This window comes from Streptomyces sp. AC1-42W, from assembly GCF_003248355.1.
In the GTDB taxonomy this organism is placed as follows: Bacteria; Actinomycetota; Actinomycetes; order Streptomycetales; family Streptomycetaceae; genus Streptomyces.
This window is the reverse complement of the sequence record NZ_QKWY01000002.1, coordinates 3,093,990-3,113,368: the sequence shown is the minus strand read 5'-3', so window position 1 is coordinate 3,113,368 and position 19,379 is coordinate 3,093,990. Positions and strand designations below refer to the sequence as shown.

Genomic DNA, 19,379 nt, shown 5'->3' with positions numbered 1-19,379 from the left:
GCTTCGTCGTGTCCGGGGAAGCTCCTATAGATCGTCAAGCGGTCTGTGGGAGCGGTTTGGTGGTGTGGATCACATGGGGTAGGTGGCGGTAGATCTCGCGGGCGACGAACCGTTTCAGGCACCGGATGACGTCCTTCTTGACCATGCCTTCGGCGGTGCGTCGGGCGACGTAGTCCCGTGTGCGCTGGTCGTACTTCATGCGGACCAGGACGATGGTGTGGAGGGCGTTGTTGGCCTGGCGGTCGCCGCCGCGATTGAGGCGGTGGCGGTTGGTGCGGCCGGAGGAGGCCGGGACCGGTGCGGCCCCGCAGAGGTGGGCGAAGGCTGCTTCGGAGCGGAGCCGGTCGGGGTTGTCGCCCGCGCTCGTCAGCAGCTGGCCGGCGGTTTCGGGGCCGAGGCCCGGCAGGGCGATGAGCCTCGGGGCCGCCTTGGTGACCAGCGGTCCGATCTCCTTGTCCGCGTCCTTGATCTCCTCGTCCAGCGCCTGGTAGCGGCGGGCGAGCCGCCGCAGGACGGTCTTCACCGCGCAGGCTGGATCGTCGAGTTCACCGGCCGGACGGGAGCGGGCCAGGGTGTCGATCAGCTCCCGCGTGGACAGTCCCCGCAGCTTGTCCCGCACCACGGAGGGAGCGGTGACGATGAGGGTGCGGATCTGGTTGATGGTCTGGGTGCGGGCCTTGACGGCGCTCTTGCGGACGACCCGCAGGGCGCGGATCGCCTCCACGATCCCGTTGCGCGCCTTGGGTGTTCCTCCGGCCCGGCCGGAGAGGACCGCGGTCGCGGCCCCGTAGGCGTCGATCGGGTCGGATTTGCCGTTGTCGCGCCTCGCCTTGCGGTCCGGCCGGTCCACCTCGACCACTGCGACCCCGTTCGCGGTGAGGAAGCGTGCGATCTCGGCGCCGTAGGCACCGGTCCCCTCGACCCCGACGGCGAGGACCTCACCGTGGGACCGGAGCCAGTCCAGCAGCCGCCGGTATCCCTCCGGCGTGGTCTCGAACCGCTTGGTGGCCAGGTGCCGGCCAATGCTGTCGATGACCGCTGCCTGGTGGAGGTCGGTGTGGGTGTCGATCCCGCCGACCACCGCTATCTCGTCTGCCATGCTGGTGTGTGCTGCCCTTCCAACGCTCAACGGTGGGAGGGCGCGAGCCGGTCGGGCAGACGGACAAGACAGTGATGGGACCTTTGGCCGGGCTCCTATGAAGTCACGGAAGCCCGACCGGCCACGCGCCAGACGGCATCGCCCGGCAGGCCGACGATTCCCCAGAAGGACAACCGAAGCGTCAGTCAGGCGGAGAGTCAGACCCCCGGGCGATGCCATGGCTGATCCTCACTGTCAGGCGTCGCGCCGGCCCAGGTGGAGGGTGCGGGCCAGCAGCAGGAAGACGTCGGGGCGCCGGTGCAGCCCGGCCGGGTCTTCGGGGTCGAGCAGCCGGTCGAGGACGGCGTTGTCCTCGGCGTCGAGGTGGTCGCGCAGCCCGTCGCGGCGGCGGGTGAAGTCGGCGACGACCTGTTCGCGGGCCGGGTCGGGGAGCGGGGCCGGCAGGTCGAGCAGGAAGCTGCGGGTGCCCTGCGGGGTGAGGCCCGCCGCGCCGAACAGGGCGGCCCAGTCCTCCACCTCGCGCCGGGCGTCGGGCAGTTCGGCGCGCATCGTCTGGAAGAGCTCCGCCTCGGCGGCCTCCATCCGGGCCTCCAGGCCGGGCCGGCCGAAGCCGAGGTCGCGCGGGAGCTGCCGGGGCTGGAGGCCGCCCTCGACGAGCGCGACGGTGCCGCCGGGGCGCAGCAGCGAGCCGAATCCGGCGAGCACGGCGCGCTGGTCGCCCATGTGGTGCAGGGTGTTGCCGGCCCAGATCAGATCGGCCTCGCCCAGCTCGGGGAGTTGTTCGGGGAGGGTGGCGTGCAGGGTGGTGACGCGGTCGGCGAGGCCGAGCCGCCGCGCGCGGGCGCGGGTGCGTTCGAGGAGCGCGGGGGTGCCGTCGACGGCGACGATCTCGGCGTCCGGGAAGACCTCGGCGAGCAGGCAGGCGACGACGCCGGGGCCGGCGCCGACGTCCAGGACCCGGCGGACCTCGGGCGCGTCGGGCAGGGCGGCGATCCAGCGGGCCGCCTCGGTGTACTGCCCGGCGCTGAGTTCGGCGTTCCGTTCCAGGAGCGGGGCCATGACGTCCCAGTCGGGTTCGCCGCCGCCGTGGCCGCCGTGGTGGTGCCCGTGGCTGGTGTGGTTGCTCATGGCTCCAGCGTCGCCACACCCGGGTCCGCGCGCAAACTTCCTTGCCGTTCCGGCAAGCCGCCGCCCTTGCGGTACTCCTGCGGGCTGACGCCGCGTACGCGTTTGAAGGCGGTGCTGAACGCGAAGGCCTGGCTGTAGCCCACCTTGCGGGCCACGGCCTCGACGGTGGCGTCGGTCCCGCGCAGGAGGTCGGCCGCGACGGCGGTCGCGGCCCGTCCAGCAGTTCGGCCAGTGCGTCCATGCGCAGCAGCGTCGACGCGGGCGTGGGGAGCCGAGAGCCTCGGGGATGGGGCGGGTGGGAGGCGGCGCCGAGCTGTGTGGCGGTGGCGTTTCCGGCCGGTCCGGCGGTCCGTCGCCCGCTTTCAGCCATCTGCCCGCTTCGACTCCCGTGCGGAGCTTCGCAGTTGGCGGGCGCATCGGCGCGATCCGGCTGTCCGGGGGCGACTACCGGCCATCGACGCGCGTCCAGGTGGCTGAAGAAGAGGTCTAAACCAACGACGTATTGCCGTGGGGCCACCGGGGTCATAACGTGCGGTGATGGACCTGGAGTTGCGGCATCTGCGAACCGTACGTGCCATCGCCGAAACCGGCAGCCTGACCAAGGCCGCCGCCGCGCTGGGTCTTGCGCAGCCCGCGCTCAGCGCACAACTGCGACGGATCGAGAAGGCGCTCGGCGGCCCGCTGTTCGACCGGGACCACACGGGCGCGCGGGCGACCCCGCTGGGCGAACTGGTCCTGGAGCGCGCCCGGGTGGTGCTGCCGGCCGTGAGCGAGCTCCAGGAGGAGGCGGTCAGGTTCGCCAACGCCACGGGCGCCATGGAGCGGTTCCGGCTCGGCGGCACGCACGGCCCGCTGCTGGGCGGGCTGGTGGACCGGCTGGCGACCGCGCACCCGGCCGCGCCGGTGTCCACGTACACCTCCTGGTCGGTGGCGGAGATCGCCTCGCAACTGGTGGACGGGCGGCTGGACTTCGCGCTGATCGGGACGTGTGGCGAGAGCGCGCCGCCGGACGCGGGGCGGCTGGAGTGGCAGGTCGTCGGGGTCGATCCGGTGTTCGTGATGCTGCCGGAGACCCATCGGCTGGCGGGCCGGGACGAGCTGGAGCTGTCCGAGCTGGCGGAGGAGTGCTGGGCGGACGTGCCGGGGGACGGCTGTTTCGCGGACTGCTTCGTGGCGGCCTGTGCCCGCGCCGGGTTCAGCCCGGCCTCGGTGTACGAGACGGACACCACATCGGTCGTGCATCTGGTGCAGGTGGGGCGGGCGGTCGGGCTGTGCCGGGCGACGTTCCCGCCGACCCCGGGGGTGGTCACCCGGCCGGTCGCCGGGGCGCCGCTCAGCTGGCGCCATCTGCTGGGCTGGCACCCGCGCTCGGCCGCCGCGTCGGCGGCGGCCGGGGCGGTGAGCGGGTACATGCGGGCGGCGTACGCCGAGGCGGTGGGGCGCAGCAAGAGCTACACGCGCTGGCTCGCCGCGCACCCGGGCTTCGGCGCCGTGGTCTGAGCGGCCGGGGGTGTCCGACAGATCCCCTAGCCGGCCCCGTGCCCGGGGGCGACCGCCGCGATGCGGGCGGCCAGGGCGAGGTCCTTGCCGGTGACCTTGCCGCCCGCGTCGTGCGAGTTCACGGCCAGGGTGACGGTGTTGTAGCCGAGGGTCAGGTCGCTGTGGTGGTTCAGCTCGTCCTGGATGGCGGCGATGTGGACGGTGAACGCGGCGGCGGCGACGTGCGAGGGCAGCCGGTAGGAGCAGGTGATCCGGTCGCCGTCCGGGGACCAGCCGGGCAGGTCGCGCAGCCCGTCCTCGATCTCCTGCGGCGACAGCGGTGCGGCGGGCATGGGGCGGCTCCCTCACTGGTGGTGGTCGATGCCGGTGACGTTACGGTCTGGGTATGACGACTGTCGCGCTCGACACGGGGGTAGGGCCGCTGCTGCGCAGCTGGCGGGAACGGCGGCGGATGAGCCAGCTGGAGCTGTCGCTGCGGGCCGGCTCCTCCGCCCGGCACATCTCGTTCATCGAGACGGGGCGCGCCCGCCCCAGCGAGGAGATGGTGCTGCGGCTGGCCGAGCATCTGGAGGTGCCGGTCAGGGAGCGCAACGCCCTGCTGGTGATGGCGGGTTACGCCCCGCACTACACGGAGACCGCGCTCGACGACCCGGCGATGGGGGCGCTGCGGGACGGCCTGGACCGGCTGCTGGGGGGCTACGACCCGTATCCGGCGTTCGTGGTGGACGGGACGTACACGGTGGTGGCCGCCAATCGGGGGATGACCCGGCTGCTCGACGGCGTGCCGGATCATCTGCTGGCGCCGCCGCTGAACGCCATGCGCCTCACCCTGCACCCGGAGGGGCTGGCCCCGCGCATCCGGAATCTGCGCGCGTGGCGGGCGGACCTGCTGGCGCAGATGGAGCGCCAGATCGCGCTGGTGCGGTCGGCGGAGCTGCGCGAGCTGTACGAGGAGGTGGCGGGCTATCCGCTGCCGCCGGGCGCGGACGGGGTGGACGGGCGGCCGTCCGCCCCTTCGGTGCCGTTCGCGTTGCCGCTGGTCATCGAGCACGACGGGCGGGTGCTGTCGTTCGTCGCGTCGATCGCCACGTTCAACACGCCGATGGACGTGACGGTGGCGGAGCTGGCCGTCGAGACGCTGCTGCCGGCCGATCCGGAGACCGGCGCGTATCTGCGGTCGCTGGTGCTCTGAGGGCGGGCGGGTCCGGGTCTCCCGTGCCGGATGTGGCACGGGAGACCCGGAGCGCCCCCACGGGTTACACCCGGGCGCCGTTGTCCTGCGGGTCGCGCCGGCCGGAGCCCTGGCGGGCGCGCGGGGCGCGGGTGCGGGCGGGCGGCGGGACCTTGCTGGTGCGCTCCAGGAGCAGCGCGGCCGGCACGGCGGTCATCACCGAAGAGTATGTCCCGACGATGATTCCGATGAGCAGGGCGAGCGCGAAGTCCTCCAGCGAGTCGCCGCCGAGGACGGTGAGCGCGACGAGGATGAACAGGGCGCCCATACCGGTGTTCACCGTGCGGGGCACGGTCTGGATGATCGCCTGGTTCGCGACGTCGGGCAGTGGCTTCTTCCGGGCCTTGGCCCACAGCTCCCGCACCCGGTCGAAGACCACCACCGAGTCGTTGACGGAGTAGCCGATGACGGTGAGCAGGGAGGCCAGGAAGATGCCGTCGACGGTCCGCCCCATCCAGGCGAACGCCCCGACCAGGATGATCACGTCGTGCACCAGCGCCCCGACCGAGCCCAGGGCGAAGGTCCAGCGGAATCTGAACGCCAGATAGGCGAGCTGGACGAGTACGGCGATGCCCAGGGCGATCAGCGCGTTGCGCCGCAGTTCGTCGCCGAGGCTGGGGCCGATCAGCTCGTCGCGGACCTTGGTCGTCTCACCTCCCTCGGCGGCCAGCGCGGCCCGCAGCGTGTGCTCCTCGTTGTTGTCGAGGTCCTTGGTGCGTACGGAGATGTCGCCGGCCCCGGCCGTCGTGACCTCGGCGTCGCCGAATCCGGCGCCCGCCAGGGCCTTGCGGGCGGCGTCCACGTCCACCGGGCGACTGGTGGAGTACTCGACGAGGCGTCCGCCGGTGAACTCGACGCCGAAGTTGACGCCGCGCACCACGATGCCCGCGACGGCCACCGCGATCAGCACCGCGGAGATCGTCAGCCAGCGGCGCGGGTGGCGCATCAGATGCGGGTCGCGCCGGGAGAGCCAGGTGCGGACCCGGCCCGGAATGCCGATGCCGTTGACGCCCCGGTAGTCGGCGACGAACCGGGAGCGGGACGCGATCTCGGTGAGGGCGCGGGCGATGACGAGCGCGGAGAACATCGAGGCCAGCACACCGATGGCGAGCGTGACACCGAAGCCCTTGACCGGGCCCGAGCCGAGGAAGAACAGCAGCCCGGCCGCGATGAGCGTCGTCACGTTGGAGTCGGCGACGGCGCTCCAGGCGCCCTTGAACCCGGCGGCGAGCGAGGCGCGCAGGGAGGAGGACTTGCCCGGTCTGGCCGCGAACTCCTCCCTGGCCCGTTCGAAGACGAGCACGTTCGCGTCGACGGCCATGCCGATGGCCAGGACGAACCCGGCGAGCCCGGGCAGGGTGAGCGTGACGCCGAGGCCGACGAGGGCGGCGTACGAGATGACGCCGTAGGCGACCAGCGCGACGGCGGCGAGCGCCCCGAACAGGCGGTAGATGACGATGATGAACAGGGCCGTGGCGGACGCGCCGATCAGGGCGGCACGGGCGCTGGCGTCGATGGCGGCGGCACCGAGCGTCGGGCCGACGGTCCGCTGCTCGACGATCTCGACGGGCACCGGCAGGGCGCCGCCCTCGATCAGGAGGGCGAGCTCGCGGGCCTCGTCGGCGCTGAAGGAGCCGGTGATCTGGGTGGAGCCGGAGGGCAGGCCCGTACCGCAGGAGACGGACGGTGAGACCTGCGGGGAGGAGATCACCTTCTCGTCCAGCACGATGGCGACGCGGCGCCGTTCGTCCTGGACGGGGTTGCAGGCCGCCTCACCGGTCAGCTTGGTCCACTTCCGGCCGGCGTCCTTGTGGAAGTCGAGCGAGACGGTCCAGCCGGCTCCCTGCTGCGCGTCGAAGGACGCCTTCGCCTCCTTGACGCCCGCGCCCGAGAGCGCGACGGGGCCGAGGGCGAGCGGCCGGCCGTCCTCGTCGGGCAGGGTCAGCTCCTTGCCGCCCTTGTCCTTGTCCTTCTCGCCCTCGGCGCCCTCGGGCAGGCCGGGGCCCTGGACGGCGTGGAAGGTCAGCTGGGCGGTCTTGCCGATGACCTCGGCGGCCTTGCGGGGGTCCTGGACGTCGGGGAGCTCGACGATGATCCGGTTGTCGCCGGAGCGGGTCAGCGTGGGCTCCGTCACGCCGAGCGAGTCGATGCGGCGGCGCAGCACCTCCAGGGTGCGGTCGGTGCTCTCGCGGTCGGCCTTGGCGGTCTCGGAGTCCTTGGCCTGGAGCACCATGCGGGTGCCGCCCTGGAGGTCGAGGCCGAGTCTGGGTGACATGTTCAGCGAGATGAACACGGAGACGAGCAGTACGGCCGCAGCCAGAATTGCCCGCACCGTGGTGGCGCGCGTCATTGCGGGGTTTCCTCCGGGGAGCGCCGGGCGCTCCCCGTCCGGGTCAGGACGGCGGGAACGGCACGGCGTGGTGGGTGAGCGGGACCGCTGGGCGGTCCCCGGACCGGTGGACACCGGTGCCGGGAGGTCCGCGCACGCCGGGGAGCGCCGGGCGCGGGTTCGGCGCCGCGGCGGCGGGGACGGGGCGGGCGGAGGAGGGGACGGGGAGCGGCAGCGGGACGCCGGCGGGGCTGGGGACGAGCCCGCCGGCGCCGGGCGGCGGCAGCTGGTGTGCGGTACGGGGGTGTTCGGCGGCCGCCCACGGGCCGGGGCGCGGTCCCCCGTCGATGAGGGTCGGGGGCGCGGCGGCGGCCGGGGTGGACGCGCCGGAGCGGGTGCCGGACAGGGAGTGTGCGGGGAGGCCGGGGACGGTCGTCATGGCCCCGGCGGTCCGGGCGGCGGGCGTGCCGCGCGGGGGCAGGGCGGGGGCCGGTGCCGTGTGCGTACCGGCGAGGGAAGCCACCGCGCGTACGGGGAGGCCCGCGCCGGCCACGGCGGGCGCGCCGCCGCCGAGGGCGAGCATGGCGAGCAGCAGCGCGACGAGGCACCGCCACGCGGCGGAGGCGTGCGCGGCGGGCAGGCGTTCGGCGGCGGGCTCGTCGCGCACCGGGGCGTCCGGGCGGGCTTCGGGGTGTGCGGTCCCCCGAGGCGGCCCCCAGGGGACCGGGGTCACCGGATTCGGCCGGGGAGGGCGGGCTCCGCGTGGCGGAGGACGGAGCTGAGGACGATGCCGGCGCCGCGTACCACCGTGGTGGCGGGGTCCTCGGCGGGCCGGACCGGGACGCCGAGGCGGAGCGCTATCCGGTTGGTGACGTCCGGGCGCAGCGCACCGCCTCCGGCGAGCAGCGGCCCGCGGCGCAGGGCGCCGAGCATCGCGCCGTGCCGGTCCTGCCGCCACATGGCCATGACCATGTCGAGGACGGCGCGGACGACGGCGGCGGGCGGCTCGCCCGGTCCCAGGTCGCTGAGGCCGGTCTCGGCCAGGCGCGCGTCGCGCACCAGGCCGTCGACGAGCAGGGTGGCCTCGGTCAGCTCGGCGCCGACGTCGAGGACGAGGAGCGGTCCGCCGTCCTGCGGTCCGGCGCAGGCCGCGGCGGCCCTGGCGCTGTCCAGGACGATGACGTCGCAGGGGCCCAGGCCGCGGAGCACGTCGCGCGCGGCGGCGCGGTGCGCGGGTCCGGCGAGGACGGGGTGGCTGACGACGATGAGGGCGTCGTCGCGGTCGTCGCCCAGGGCCCGGTCCGCGATGCGGGCGAGCATCCGGCGGCAGGAGTCCGGGTCGACGATGCGGCCGCGCCGCACGGGCCTGCCCCGGCCGTGCTCGACGGCGTCGTCGCAGGTCTCGGTGACGACGCCCCGGCCGGGCACCCAGGCACGGGTCCGGGAGCTGCCGAGGTCGAGCGCGAGGCCCCGGGTGGCGCCCCGGTGCCGCCGGTTGACGGCGCGGTCGTGCCGCTGTCCGTCGCGCAGAGAACGCATCGCCCCTCACCCCCGGCTCGCAGCCGTGGCCGTACACACACCCAGTGACCCGCTGATCGCGAGGCATGGCCGAGCCCTCACTATGCAATAGGGAGGCAAAGAAAGCCACTCCCGGGCAAATTCGAAGGGCTCGAACCGAGGTCTCAGGCGTCCACGGGCAGGAACTCCCCGATCAGTTCGGCGAACTCCGCCGGGCTCGCGATCCGTACGCCCAGATCCTCCGCCTTCGTCCGCTTGGAGCCCGCCTTCTCGCCGGCCACCAGCAGCGTGGTCCGCTTGGAGACGCTGGAGGAGGACTTGCCGCCGGCCCGCTCGATCAGCTCGTTCATCTGGTTGCGCGACAGCTTCTCCAGGGCGCCGGTCATGGCACCGGTGACCACCACCGTCATCCCGGCCAGCGGCCCGGCGTCGGCGGCGGCGCCTTCGGTGTCCGGGGCGTCATCGGCGGCGGCCGCCTCGCCCGGCGGCGGGGGCGGGGTGGCGCCCGGCTCGGTCATGGTGAGCCCGGCGGCGACCAGCTTCTCGATCAGCGGGGCGAGGTCGGCCAGTTCGGCGACGACGCTCGCCGCCTTCTCCTTGCCGATGCCGTCCACCCGCTGCAGCTCCTCCGCGTCGGCGGCCCGGATGCGGTCCATCTCCGCGAAGTAGCGGGCGATGCGGCGCGACATGGAGCGGCCGGTGCCGCGTACGCCGAGGGCGCAGAAGACGCGGGAGAGGGGCTGGGTGCGGGCGGTGTCGATGGCGGCCAGCAGGTTGTCCGTGCTGGTCTCGCCCATCCGGTCGAGCGTGAGGAGCTGTTCGCGCTCCAGGGTGAACAGGTCGGCGAAGTCGGCGACGAGACCGGACTCGACGAGCTGGACGACGCGGGTCGTGCCGAGTCCTTCGATGTCGAGCTGGTCGCGGCCGGCCGCGTACGAGATGGAGGCGACGAGACGGCAGTCGCGGCCGCGTACGCAGCGCCAGCGCTGCTCGCTGGTGTCGATCTCCGAACCGCACTGCGGGCACGCCTCGGGGAAGACGACGGGCTGTTCGTCACCGGTCCGCAGATGGGCGACGGGGGCCTCGATGCGGGGGATGATGTCGCCCGCCTTGTAGACCATGACGTGGTCGCCGACGCGCAGGTCCCGGCGGGTGATGTCGGCCGGGTTGTGCAGGGTGGCGTAGCCGACGGTCGAGCCGTCGATCTCGACGGGCTCCAGGACGGCGCGCGGCGCGATGATGCCGGTACGGCCGACGTTCCACTCGACACCGAGGAGGCGGGTGACCTTCTCGACGGCCGGCAGTTTGTAGGCGATGGCCCAGCGCGGGGCGCGGGTGCCGTTGCCGGCGTCGCGCTGGTCGGCGGCGAGGTCCGCCTTGATCACGATGCCGTCGATCCCGAACGGCAGCGAGGCGCGCAGCGCGGCGATCTCCTCGATCCGGGCCTGGACCTCCTCGACGCCGGCGGCGGTGCGGGGCGCGACGTCGGTGTCGGCGGCGGTGTGCACCCCGAGCTCCGCGACGCGGGCCAGGACCTGACTGTGCGGCAGTTCCGTCAGGGCGTCGGCCGGTTCGCCGGATTCGGGCAGCGGGAGGGCGCCGTAGGCGAAGAACGTCATCTCCACCGTGTACGCCCGGTCCTTGGCGCGCAGCGTGCCCGCGGCGCCGTTGCGCGCGTTGGCGAAGGGGGCGCCGCCGTGCTCGGTGCGGACGGTGTTGGCCCGCTCGAACTGCTCGGTGGTCATCAGGATCTCGCCGCGTATCTCCAGCGTGACCGGTTCGGCCAGCTCGGCGGGGAGCCCGACGACGGTCCCGGCGGCATGCGACACGTCCTCGCCGGCGGTCCCGTCGCCGCGGGTGATCAGCCGCTCCAGGCGGCCCTCGCGGTAGCGCGCGGCGACCGCGAGCCCGTCGAGCTTCGGCTCGACGCTCCAGGCGGTGACCGGGCGGCCGATGCGGCGCTCCAGCGAGGCGGTCCAGGTGGCGAACTGCTCGGCCGAGAAGACGTTGTCGAGGGAGAGCATCGGCACCGTGTGCGGCACGTCCCCGACGGCGGCGCCGCCGGCCACCTTCCCGGTCGGGGAGGCGGGCAGCACCTCCTGCGGATGCTCCCGCTCGTACGCGGCGATGCCGCGCGCCAGCCGGTCGTAGGCGTCGTCGTCGAGCGTGCTCTCGCCCGTGGCGTAATACGCGGCGGCGGCCTGCGCGGCCTCGTCGACGGCGGCGGCGTAGGAGGCATGGTCGGCGAGCACGACTGCTGAGTTCGTCATGCCCACCATCCTGCCGCCCACCACTGACAACGCCCCGTCCGTGCCCGTCCGGCGGGGCCCGCCGGACCGGTCAGGACCCCGGCTCCCAGGGCTCCGACGCCTCCCGCAGCCAGTACCGCAGGACCCGGTGCACGGCCTCGGCGCCGACGAGTTCGTCCGGCCGCTCCCCGGACCCGTCGGCGACGGCGTCCAGCGGGTCCGTCAGGGAGCGCGGCCACAGCAGGAACGGCCGCGACTGGTCGCCGCCCAGGCCACCGTGCGAGCCGATCTGCTCCTCGAAGGCGTGCACGGTGCCCGTGGCGGGGTCGTACATCGAGTTGACCATCACGTCGGCGACGTGCGGGAAGGTGTCCGTGCGCCGGATCGCGTCCGCAGCGCCCGGCCCGTACGGCGCCAGCGGCCCCTTCCCGTCCACCAGCTCCGCCACCGGCACCCGCGTCCCGTCGCGGGCCAGCACCACCGAGCCGTCCCGCTCGCCGCGCACCAGCAGGAAGCCGATGCCCGGATGGCTGGCCAGCGTGGAGAGCAGGGCGGGGTGGCGGTGCTCCAGCTGCTCCAGCGAGGCGCGCCCGGCGATGTCGGGGAAGGAGATCAGGCCGAGGTTCCCGGAGGCGAGGACGACCGGGTCGGAGGGTTTGGCGACGCGCTCCTCCTGGCCCTCGGCGACCGGCCGGTGCAGGGCGATGCGGACCGCGTCGCGCGCCTCGGACGCGCTGCGGGTGCGCTGGGCGCGCCGGGGCACGGGCAGCCCGCTGCCCGCCCGCACCAGGTCCTTGAGCGTGAGCCCGTACACCCCGGCGAAGGTGTCGCCGGGGCTCTGGCCGTGGTCGGAGAGGAGCACGATCCGGTAGGTGCGCGGGGCCTGCTCGGCGACCTGGGCGATGAGGGCGAGCGCCCGGTCGAGGCGGGCGAGCACCTTCTCCGCGTCCCGGCTGCGCGGCCCGGAGTGGTGCGCCACCTCGTCGTAGGCGACCAGGTCGGCGTAGACGGCGGTCCGGCCCGCGAACATGTCGCCGATCACGGCGGCGACCACCACATCGCGTTCGACGACGGTGGCGAAGGCGCGGATGAAGGGGTAGAGGCCGCCGCGTTTGATGCGGGGCGTCTCCTTGCGGAGGCGGGAGCGGGTGGACTGGGCGATCTCGCGGCAGACCTCGGCGGCGAAGGAGCCGGCGGTGCGCACGGCGTTGGCCGGGTCGGAGAAGTAGGCGAAGTACCCGGCGCGCGAGCGGCGGCCCTTGCCGCGCCGGGCGGCCATCGACAGGACGAGCGCGAGCTGGCCGGCGCCGCCGCCGAAGAGGTTGCCGCGGCTGGCCCCGTCCAGGGCGAGCAGTCCGTCGTCGCCGGTGCGGGCGACGGCCCGGCGCTGGAGCTCCAGGGCGCTGGCCGGTCTGCTGGAGACCATGACGACGCCGGTCTCCTTCTCGTACCAGCGGAAGGCGGGCACGTCGTGGTTGCTGCCGTGCAGGATGCCGAGCTGGCTGGCGCCGGTCTGGCTGGACCAGTCGGTGCGCCAGGGGGTGAGCCGGTGTCCGGCCGGGTCGGCCAGCCACTGCGCGACGGTCGGCATCACGCCCCCGGCGGCGGCCGCGACGAGCGTGTCGTGGCCGACGCCGTCCAGCTGGATGAAGACCGTGCCCGGCGGGCCGCCGCGCGCGTCGGCGTCCGTGCCGCTGCGGCGGCGGCGCCGGTCGGCCAGGCGCGAGAGCCGGCGGCGGTAGGCGTCGTCGTCGCGGACGGCGAGGGCGGTGGAGGTCGCGGAGGCGACGGCGGACATCGCGGCGGCGACGACGACGGCGGTCTCCGGCGCGGCGGCGCCCCGGCCGTCCGGGATGAGGCGCAGCGCGATCAGCAACAGCGAGCCGTTGAGGAAGAAGACGAGCAGGCCGAGGACGAGGGCGGGCACGATGAGCAGCGCCCGTACCAGGACCGGCCAGACCAGGGCGGAGAGCAGGCCGAAGGCGCCCGCGCCCCAGGCCGCCGTGAAGGCGGTCTTGGTGGTGCTGTCGCCGTCGGGGGACTGGAGGCGGAAGTCCGGGAGGATGCCGGCGAGCACCAGCATGGTGAGCGTCGAGACCGCCCAGACCGCGACCACCCGCATCAGGGCGCTGCCGGCCCGCCGCCATCGCCTGTCGCCCACGCCGTCGTCACCTCATGTCCGGGCCCTGCCTTTCCGGGCCCGGACCCAGCCTTTCACAACGGTCCGGACGGTTCCCCGGCCGGTCAGCAGCCGTCGTAGCCGGCGGTCGGCATGGAGAGCCTGCGGTGCACCCCGGCCTTGCCGTCCGCCGTGTAGGACGGCTCGTCGAGCCCGGCGATCTCCAGGCGTACGCCGCGCCGCTCGCACTCCGCGGTGAACTCGGGCACCGAGGCCAGGGCGCGGGCCAGGACCCGGTCGCAGGGGGCGACGAACAGTTCGGCGGCGCCGCTCTCGATGTCGGCCCAGAGCGCGGGGTGGTCGGGGCGCAGTCCGTACAGGCGGAGCTGGCGGGTGACGACGTAGCCGCGGTCCGCGGCCCAGCGGGCGCACATGGCGTGCTGGCCGCGGGTGTCCACGAGGAAGGGGTCGCTGTCCAGCTCCTCCAGCGGCGTCAGACTGGCGATGGCCGCCACCCGTACGTCACCCATGACCGTTCTCCCCCTGTCCGTCGTGTCCCGACCCTATGCGCCGCCGGCCGCTGTTCCGGGGGCGTGTCGCGGGGCGGTGAGGGGGCGCACGGGGGCACGGCTCCCCCGCCCCGGACGACGGGTGCGCCGGGTGTGCGGCCCGTGCGGGCGGGAGTGCCCGTAGGCTCGACGGGCAGGCGGAACGGGTCCGGGCGGCCCGGTGAGCAGGAGGAGGCGGCGGGTGCCGGTGGAGATCACCTGGTGGGGTCATGCCACGTGCACGATCGAGGATTCCGGGGTCCGGCTGCTGACCGATCCGCTGTTCGCCCGGCGCTTCGCGCATCTGCGGCGCCGCCGGGGCGCGCTGCCCGGCCCGGACGCGGCGGTGGCCGATGTGGTCCTCATCTCGCATCTGCACTCCGACCATCTGCATCTGCCGTCGCTGGCGCGGGTCGCGCCGGGGGCGCGGGTGGTCGTGCCGCGCGGGTCGGTCCGGTCGGTGCCGGGGCTGCGGCTGCTGCGCCGGGCGCGCGGGCTGCGGATCACGGAGGTGCTGGCGGGCGACGAGGTGCGGGTGGGCGGGGTGCGGGTGCGGGCCGTTCCGGCGCTGCACGACGGCCGGCGGCTGCCGGTGGGTCGGCACCGCTCCCCCGCCCTGGGGTACGTGGTCGAGGGCTCGGCGCGTACGTACTTCGCCGGGGACACCGGGCTGTTCGACGACATGGCGCGGGTGGTCGGCCCGGTGGACGTGGCGCTGCTGCCGGTCGGCGGCTGGGGGCCCTATCTGGGGCACGGGCATCTGGACGCGGGGCGGGCGGCGCAGGCGCTGGCCCGGCTGCGGCCGCGCGCGGCGGTGCCAGTGCACTACGGCACGTACTGGCCGATCGGGATGGACGGGGTCCGGCCGCACGAGTTCCACGCGCCGGGCGAGGAGTTCGTGCGGAAGGCGGCCGCGGCGGCGCCGGAGGTCGTGGTGCACCGGCTGGCGCACGGCGAGCGGGTGCGGCCGGGGGGCTGCGGGTGATCGGGTTCCTGCGGGACGCGACGCAGCTGCCCCCGGAGTCGACGCAGCAGGCGGTGGGCTATCCGTCGCTGTTCCTGCTGGTGTCGGTGGGGGCGCTGGTCCCGGTGGTGCCGACGGGCGCGCTGGTGAGTTCGGCGGCCGTGGTGGCGTTCCACCAGTCGTCGCCGTTCGCGCTGCTGGTGGTGTTCGGGGTGGCGTCGGCGGCGGCGTTCCTGGGGGACATATGCCTGTACTGGCTGGGGCAGCGGGGGGTGCGGTCGCGGAACGGGTCGCGGTGGCTGCGGGCGATCCGGGACCGGGCGGCGCCGGAGCGGCTGGCGCAGGCGCAGCGGAAGCTGGACGAGCACGGGGCGGCGGTGTTGGTGCTGTCGCGGCTGGTGCCGGCCGGGCGCATTCCGGTGATGCTGGCGTGTCTGCTGGGGCGGATGCCGCTGCGGCGGTTCGCCCGCGGTGATGTGCCGGCGTGTCTGGCGTGGGCGGCGACGTACCAGCTGATCGGCATCCTGGGCGGTTCGCTGTTCCCGGAGCCGTGGCAGGGGGTGGTGGCCGCGGTGGTCCTGACGCTGGTGATCAGCGGGGCGCCGGCGGTGTGGCGGCGTACGCGGGCGCGCTGGGCGCGGTGAGTCCGGCGGGCGGGGTCAGCCGGCGTCGGCAGCCGTCAGGAGGCGTGAGCCGCCGATGGGCAGGTCCCAGAGCCGGTCGCGGGGGTGTCCGGCGCGCTGCCAGGCGGTGCGCAGCCGGGTGAGCGGTTCGAGGACGGGCTCGGCGGAGAGCAGGAAGGCCGCCCAGTGCATCGGGGCCATGGCGCGGGCGCCGAGGTCCTCGTACGCGCGCACGGCCTCCTCCGGGTCGGTGTGGACGTCGCGGAGCCACCAGCGGGGCTCGTACGCGCCGATGGGCAGCAGGGCGAGGTCGAGGCCGGGGTGGCGGCGGCCGATCTCGGTGAACCAGTGGCCGTATCCGGAGTCGCCGGCGAAGTAGATCCGCCCGCCGGTGTCGCCGTCCCCGATGATCCAGCCGCCCCACAGCGAGCGGCAGGTGTCGGTGAGGGTGCGCCGGGACCAGTGGTGGGCGGGGACGAAGTCGAAGCGGACGCCGTCGAGCCGGGCGGACTCCCACCAGTCGAGTTCGGTGACGGTGCGAAATCCCCGGCGGCGGCACCACTGGCCGAGGCCGGCCGGGACGAAGAGCGGGGTGTACCGGGGCAGTCTGCGCAGGGTGGGCGCGTCGAGGTGGTCGTAGTGGTTGTGGCTGATGACGACGGCGTCGACGGCCGGCAGGTCCTCCCAGGGGACGCCGACGGGGGTGATCCGGGGCGGGGTGCCGAGGATGCGGCGGGACCAGACGGGGTCGGTGAGGACGGTGAGGCCGCCGGTGCGGATGATCCAGCTGGCGTGTCCGGCCCAGGTGACGCAGGCGGTCCCGGCCGGGACGGGCGGCAGGGGCGCGGGGGCGTAGGGCAGCCGGTGGATGTGGCGCAGTCCCTCCGCGTTGGGCCGGATGGAGTGCTCGCGGGCCAGCCGGGACATGCCCTTGACGCCGGGGAGCGGGGCGGTGAGCCGGTCCGCGAAGCTCCGGGGCCAGTCGCGCACCTCGCCCAGGGGGCGGGGCGGGACGATGTCGCCGCAGGCCGCGGGGGGTGTGTCGGGGGCGACCTGGCGCGTGGTCCGGTCCGTCATCGGGGCTCCCGTCCAGGAGTGCGCCGGCGCGGTGGGTCAGCGCGGGGTGTCGAGGGCTGCTCGCAAAATGCTCAGCGCTGCGGCGACCGGCGGCAATTCGAGGGGGTCCGCGGCGGTGAGGGCGGCCGTCTGTCCGGCGGGGTCCGTGCCGAGGAGCGCGCCGGTGCCCAGCCGGACCCGGAGCGCGCCGAGTTCGTCGCCGAAGCGGTGTCCGCCGGGGGTGGGGGTGCCGAGGCGGGCGGAGAGGTACTCCTCCAGTTCGAGGGAGTCGGTGACGCCGCGGGCGGCGAGGGTGGCGCGCAGCGGGCCGAGGTCGGCGTAGAGGTGGCGGCCGGCCTGCGGGGGCCGGGCGAGGGCGCCCCGGCCGAGGACGGCGCGGTGGGCCGCGGCGGCGAGGCGGCCGTGCAGGGCGGCGGAGCGCCGGGCGTGCTCGGTGACGGCTGCCGGTTCGCGCAGGGCGTGGGCGGCGGCGGCCGCGACCGGGCCCGCGACGGTGGCGTCGAGGGCGGTGAGGACGTCCAGGGTGCGGGCGTGCCGGGTGGCGGCGCGGGCGGTGTCCGGGAAGCGGGCGACGGCGACCGGCCAGGCGGCGGGGGTGAGGGCGCCGTGGAGGCCGGAGAGCACGGTGACGTCGTCGGGGCACATCTCGGCGGGGCTGACCAGGACCGTGTCGTGCGGCCGGTGCAGGGTGTCGCGCCAGGTCTCGTCGCTGACGATGTGCAGCCCCTGGTCCACGGCGGCCTCGCAGGCCTCGCGGACGAGTTCGGGCGGGGCGACGGTGGCGGTGGGGTTGTCGGCCGGGGAGAGCAGCAGGAGCCGGGGCCGGCCGCCTTCGGCGCGCACTCTGCGTACGGTCTCCAGGAGGGCGTACGGGTCGGGCACGCCGCCGCACTCGGCGGGGGTGGGGACCTGGTAGGCGGGGCGGCCGAGGAGCCGGGCCTGCGGCAGCCAGGAGGCGGGGCAGGGGCGCGGCAGGAGTACGTCGCCGCCGTGTGCGGCGATCAGCGCGAGCAGCAGGGGCGCGGTGCCGGGGGCGGCGGCGATGTGTCCGGGGCCGGTGCGCAGTCCGCGCCGCTCCCAGTAGCCGCAGGCGGCCTCGCGCAGGGCGGCCGAGCCGCCGGGCGGTTCGGGGGCGGCGCGGCCGGCGGCGGACGCCAGCACGCCGGCCAGTTCCGGGAGCACGGGCAGCCCCGGCCAGGGGGCCGGCGGCCCGTACCGTACGGGTCCGCGGTCCTCGCGGACGGTGGGTGTGCCGCTGGGGTGACGCCCGGTCCGGCCCATCCGGGCCTCCTTCGCCGTTTGCCCTCCTTTATACGAGGGAACGGGGTGGCGCGCCCGCTCTGGAGGGCGGCCGGGCCGGGCGGTCAGCCGGCGAAGGGGGTGCCGGGCAGGCCGTGTCCCGCGTCGGGGAGGACGAGCAGGGAGCCGGCGAGCGGGTGCGGGGCGTCGAGTCCGGTGCGGGCGGTGGAGATGTACAGGTCGCGCAGTCCGGGGCCGCCGAAGGCGCAGGCGGTGGGCCGCCGCACCGGCAGGTGCACGGTGCGCTCCAGGCGGCCGTCCGCGGTGTAGCGGCGCAGCGCCGATCCGTCCCAGAGGGCGACCCAGACGGCGCCCTCGGCGTCGACCGTGAGCCCGTCGGGGTAGCCGGCGCCGTCCTCCAGGACGGCGAAGGGGCGGCGTCCGGTGACGTGGGGGCCGTCCACGTCGAAGACGTCGATGCGGCGGGTGAGGGTGTCGGTGTAGTACATGAGCCGGCCGTCCGGACTCCAGCCGGTGCCGTTGCTGCACGTCACCCGGGGCAGGACGGGCGTGGTGGTGCCGTCCGGGGCGATCCGGGCCAGGGTGCCGCCGCCCTCGGCGTGGTCGTAGCGCGTGGTGCCGGCCCACAGCGCGCCGTCCGGGGCGACGGCGGCGTCGTTGGCGCGGCGGCCCGGTACGGGGTCGTGGACCAGCCGGCGGAAGGCCCCGCCGGTGTCGTAGAGGCCGACGCCGTCGCGCAGGTTGACGACCAGTCCGCCGCCGGCTCTCGGCTTGGCGGCGCCGACGTGCTGTCCGGTGGCCATGAGGGTGCGGCGGCCGGTCGCCGGTGCGTAGGTGTGGACGCGGGCGGCGAGGATGTCGACCCAGATCAGCCGTCCGGTGGCGGCGTCCCAGGTCGGGCCCTCGCCGAGGACGGCCTGTTCCCGTACGGCGACCTCGGCGCGGGTGCGGGTCACACCGGGCTCCTTTTTTCGTGTCCGAGGCGCTGCGACAGGTCGTCCGCGCCCCGGTCGGCGAGCACGGCGAGTTCGCGGGCGCGCTCCTCGGTCCAGCGGATCAGCGGGACGGCGACGGAGAGGGCGGCGACGACGCGCCCGGTCCGGTCGCGCACGGGTGCGGCGACGCAGCCGACGCCGGGTCCGGACTCCTGGTGCTCGACCGCGAAGCCCTGTTCCCGTACGGCGTCGAGCGCGGCCCGCAGTTCGGGCCCGGCGGTGATGGTGTGCGGGGTGAGCGCGGTCAGCTCCAGTCCGTCGAGCCGGGCGTCCAGCTCCGGGGCGGGCAGTGAGGCGAGGAGCGTCTTGCCGGCCGCGGTGCAGTGGGCGGGCAGCCGGTGGCCGGCCGCCGACACCATGCGTACGGCGTGGGTGGAGTCCGCCTGGGCGACGCAGACGGTGTCGGTGCCGTCCAGGATCGCCACGTGCACGCTCTCGCCGCATTCGGCGGCGAGGCGGCGGGCGACCTGCCGGCCCTCGGCGGCGAGGTCGAGCTGTTCCGCGTACCGGCTGCCGAGCTGGTAGGTGCGCACGCCCAGCCGGTACTGTCCGGGCCGGTCGGGGTCCCTGACCAGGTACGAGCGGGCGGCGAGCGTGGTGAGCAGCTCGTGCACGGTGGTGCGCGGCAGCTGGAGCTTGCGGGTCACCTCGGGCGCGGAGAGCGTTCCGTCGCCGTGGAGGAAGAGTTCGAGCACGTCGAGCGCCCTGGTCACCGCGGGGACGAGTCGCCCCATGGCCG

General features: G+C 75.0%; 17 protein-coding genes and 1 pseudogene. 4 read left to right on the top strand and 14 right to left on the bottom strand.

Features of this window, described 5'->3' with window-relative positions:
* Positions 1–34: 34 nt before the first annotated feature.
* From DNK56_RS31725 to DNK56_RS31715, 3 genes and pseudogenes are all read right to left on the bottom strand, one after another.
* Positions 35–1,099, bottom strand: coding sequence for an IS110 family transposase (locus DNK56_RS31725; protein ID WP_111339200.1), 1,065 nt, complete (start codon positions 1,097–1,099; stop codon positions 35–37).
* Positions 1,100–1,333: 234 nt separating this feature from the next.
* Positions 1,334–2,227, bottom strand: a complete 894-nt coding sequence (locus DNK56_RS31720) for a class I SAM-dependent methyltransferase (RefSeq protein ID WP_111339199.1) — start codon at positions 2,225–2,227, stop codon at positions 1,334–1,336.
* Positions 2,224–2,430: pseudogene (locus DNK56_RS31715) on the bottom strand (helix-turn-helix domain-containing protein); the annotation flags it as partial. The pseudogene DNK56_RS31715 and the gene DNK56_RS31720, both read right to left, overlap by 4 nt.
* A 334-nt stretch (positions 2,431–2,764) precedes the next feature.
* Between DNK56_RS31715 and DNK56_RS31710 the strand changes: the two are divergent.
* A complete protein-coding gene (locus DNK56_RS31710; protein WP_111339198.1) occupies positions 2,765–3,727 on the top strand; it encodes a LysR family transcriptional regulator in 963 nt (320 codons plus the stop codon).
* A gap of 26 nt (positions 3,728–3,753) precedes the next feature.
* On the opposite strand, the gene DNK56_RS31705 is transcribed toward DNK56_RS31710, so the two are convergent.
* A complete protein-coding gene (locus DNK56_RS31705; protein WP_111339197.1) occupies positions 3,754–4,059 on the bottom strand; it encodes a 4a-hydroxytetrahydrobiopterin dehydratase in 306 nt (101 codons plus the stop codon).
* A 53-nt stretch (positions 4,060–4,112) separates the two neighbouring features.
* On the opposite strand from DNK56_RS31705, the gene DNK56_RS31700 reads away from it, so the two are divergent.
* The gene (locus DNK56_RS31700; protein WP_111339196.1) at positions 4,113–4,919 is read left to right on the top strand and encodes a helix-turn-helix domain-containing protein; all 807 of its coding nucleotides are present in this window, start codon (positions 4,113–4,115) and stop codon (positions 4,917–4,919) included.
* 64 nt (positions 4,920–4,983) lie between these two features.
* Here the strand turns inward: DNK56_RS31700 and secD are convergent, their stop codons facing one another.
* The 6 genes from secD to DNK56_RS31670 all read right to left on the bottom strand — a co-directional run bounded on the left by secD (position 4,984) and on the right by DNK56_RS31670 (position 13,703).
* Complete coding sequence (gene secD / locus DNK56_RS31695; protein ID WP_111339195.1) at positions 4,984–7,308, bottom strand: protein translocase subunit SecD; 2,325 nt, start codon at positions 7,306–7,308, stop codon at positions 4,984–4,986.
* A 43-nt stretch (positions 7,309–7,351) separates the two neighbouring features.
* Positions 7,352–7,954 (bottom strand): hypothetical protein, encoded by a 603-nt coding sequence (locus DNK56_RS31690; protein ID WP_111339194.1) that lies wholly within the window; start codon positions 7,952–7,954, stop codon positions 7,352–7,354.
* A gap of 62 nt (positions 7,955–8,016) precedes the next feature.
* A complete protein-coding gene (locus DNK56_RS31685) occupies positions 8,017–8,826 on the bottom strand; it encodes a rod shape-determining protein (protein WP_199563561.1) in 810 nt (269 codons plus the stop codon).
* Between the two features lie 143 nt (positions 8,827–8,969).
* Positions 8,970–11,084 carry an NAD-dependent DNA ligase LigA gene (ligA, locus tag DNK56_RS31680; RefSeq protein ID WP_199563562.1) on the bottom strand — a complete coding sequence of 705 codons (2,115 nt, stop codon included), beginning with the start codon at positions 11,082–11,084 and terminating at the stop codon, positions 8,970–8,972.
* Positions 11,085–11,145: 61 nt separating this feature from the next.
* Complete coding sequence (locus tag DNK56_RS31675) at positions 11,146–13,215, bottom strand: phage holin family protein (protein ID WP_111339192.1); 2,070 nt, start codon at positions 13,213–13,215, stop codon at positions 11,146–11,148.
* Positions 13,216–13,298: 83 nt separating this feature from the next.
* Entirely contained in the window at positions 13,299–13,703 is a 405-nt protein-coding gene (locus tag DNK56_RS31670; RefSeq protein WP_111339191.1) for a hypothetical protein, read from the bottom strand.
* Between the two features lie 220 nt (positions 13,704–13,923).
* Here DNK56_RS31670 and DNK56_RS31665 point away from each other — a divergent pair, with 220 nt between their 5' ends.
* Positions 13,924–14,706, top strand: a complete 783-nt coding sequence (locus DNK56_RS31665; protein WP_111339190.1) for an MBL fold metallo-hydrolase — start codon at positions 13,924–13,926, stop codon at positions 14,704–14,706.
* Positions 14,703–15,329 (top strand): DedA family protein, encoded by a 627-nt coding sequence (locus DNK56_RS31660; RefSeq protein WP_111339189.1) that lies wholly within the window; start codon positions 14,703–14,705, stop codon positions 15,327–15,329. The genes DNK56_RS31665 and DNK56_RS31660 overlap by 4 nt, the downstream gene beginning before the upstream one ends.
* Before the next feature lie 15 nt (positions 15,330–15,344).
* Here DNK56_RS31660 and DNK56_RS31655 read toward each other — a convergent pair whose 3' ends face one another.
* The 4 genes from DNK56_RS31655 to DNK56_RS31640 all read right to left on the bottom strand — a co-directional run bounded on the left by DNK56_RS31655 (position 15,345) and on the right by DNK56_RS31640 (position 19,374).
* Positions 15,345–16,385: an MBL fold metallo-hydrolase gene (locus DNK56_RS31655; RefSeq protein WP_111339188.1), complete on the bottom strand. Its 1,041-nt coding sequence runs from the start codon at positions 16,383–16,385 to the stop codon at positions 15,345–15,347.
* 36 nt (positions 16,386–16,421) lie between these two features.
* Entirely contained in the window at positions 16,422–17,666 is a 1,245-nt protein-coding gene (locus DNK56_RS31650) for an aminotransferase class I/II-fold pyridoxal phosphate-dependent enzyme (protein ID WP_111339187.1), read from the bottom strand.
* An 83-nt stretch (positions 17,667–17,749) separates the two neighbouring features.
* Positions 17,750–18,601, bottom strand: coding sequence for an SMP-30/gluconolactonase/LRE family protein (locus tag DNK56_RS31645; RefSeq protein WP_111339186.1), 852 nt, complete (start codon positions 18,599–18,601; stop codon positions 17,750–17,752).
* Complete coding sequence (locus tag DNK56_RS31640; RefSeq protein WP_111339185.1) at positions 18,598–19,374, bottom strand: IclR family transcriptional regulator; 777 nt, start codon at positions 19,372–19,374, stop codon at positions 18,598–18,600. Before DNK56_RS31640 ends, DNK56_RS31645 begins: the two co-directional genes overlap by 4 nt.
* Between the last annotated feature and the right edge of the window lie 5 nt (positions 19,375–19,379).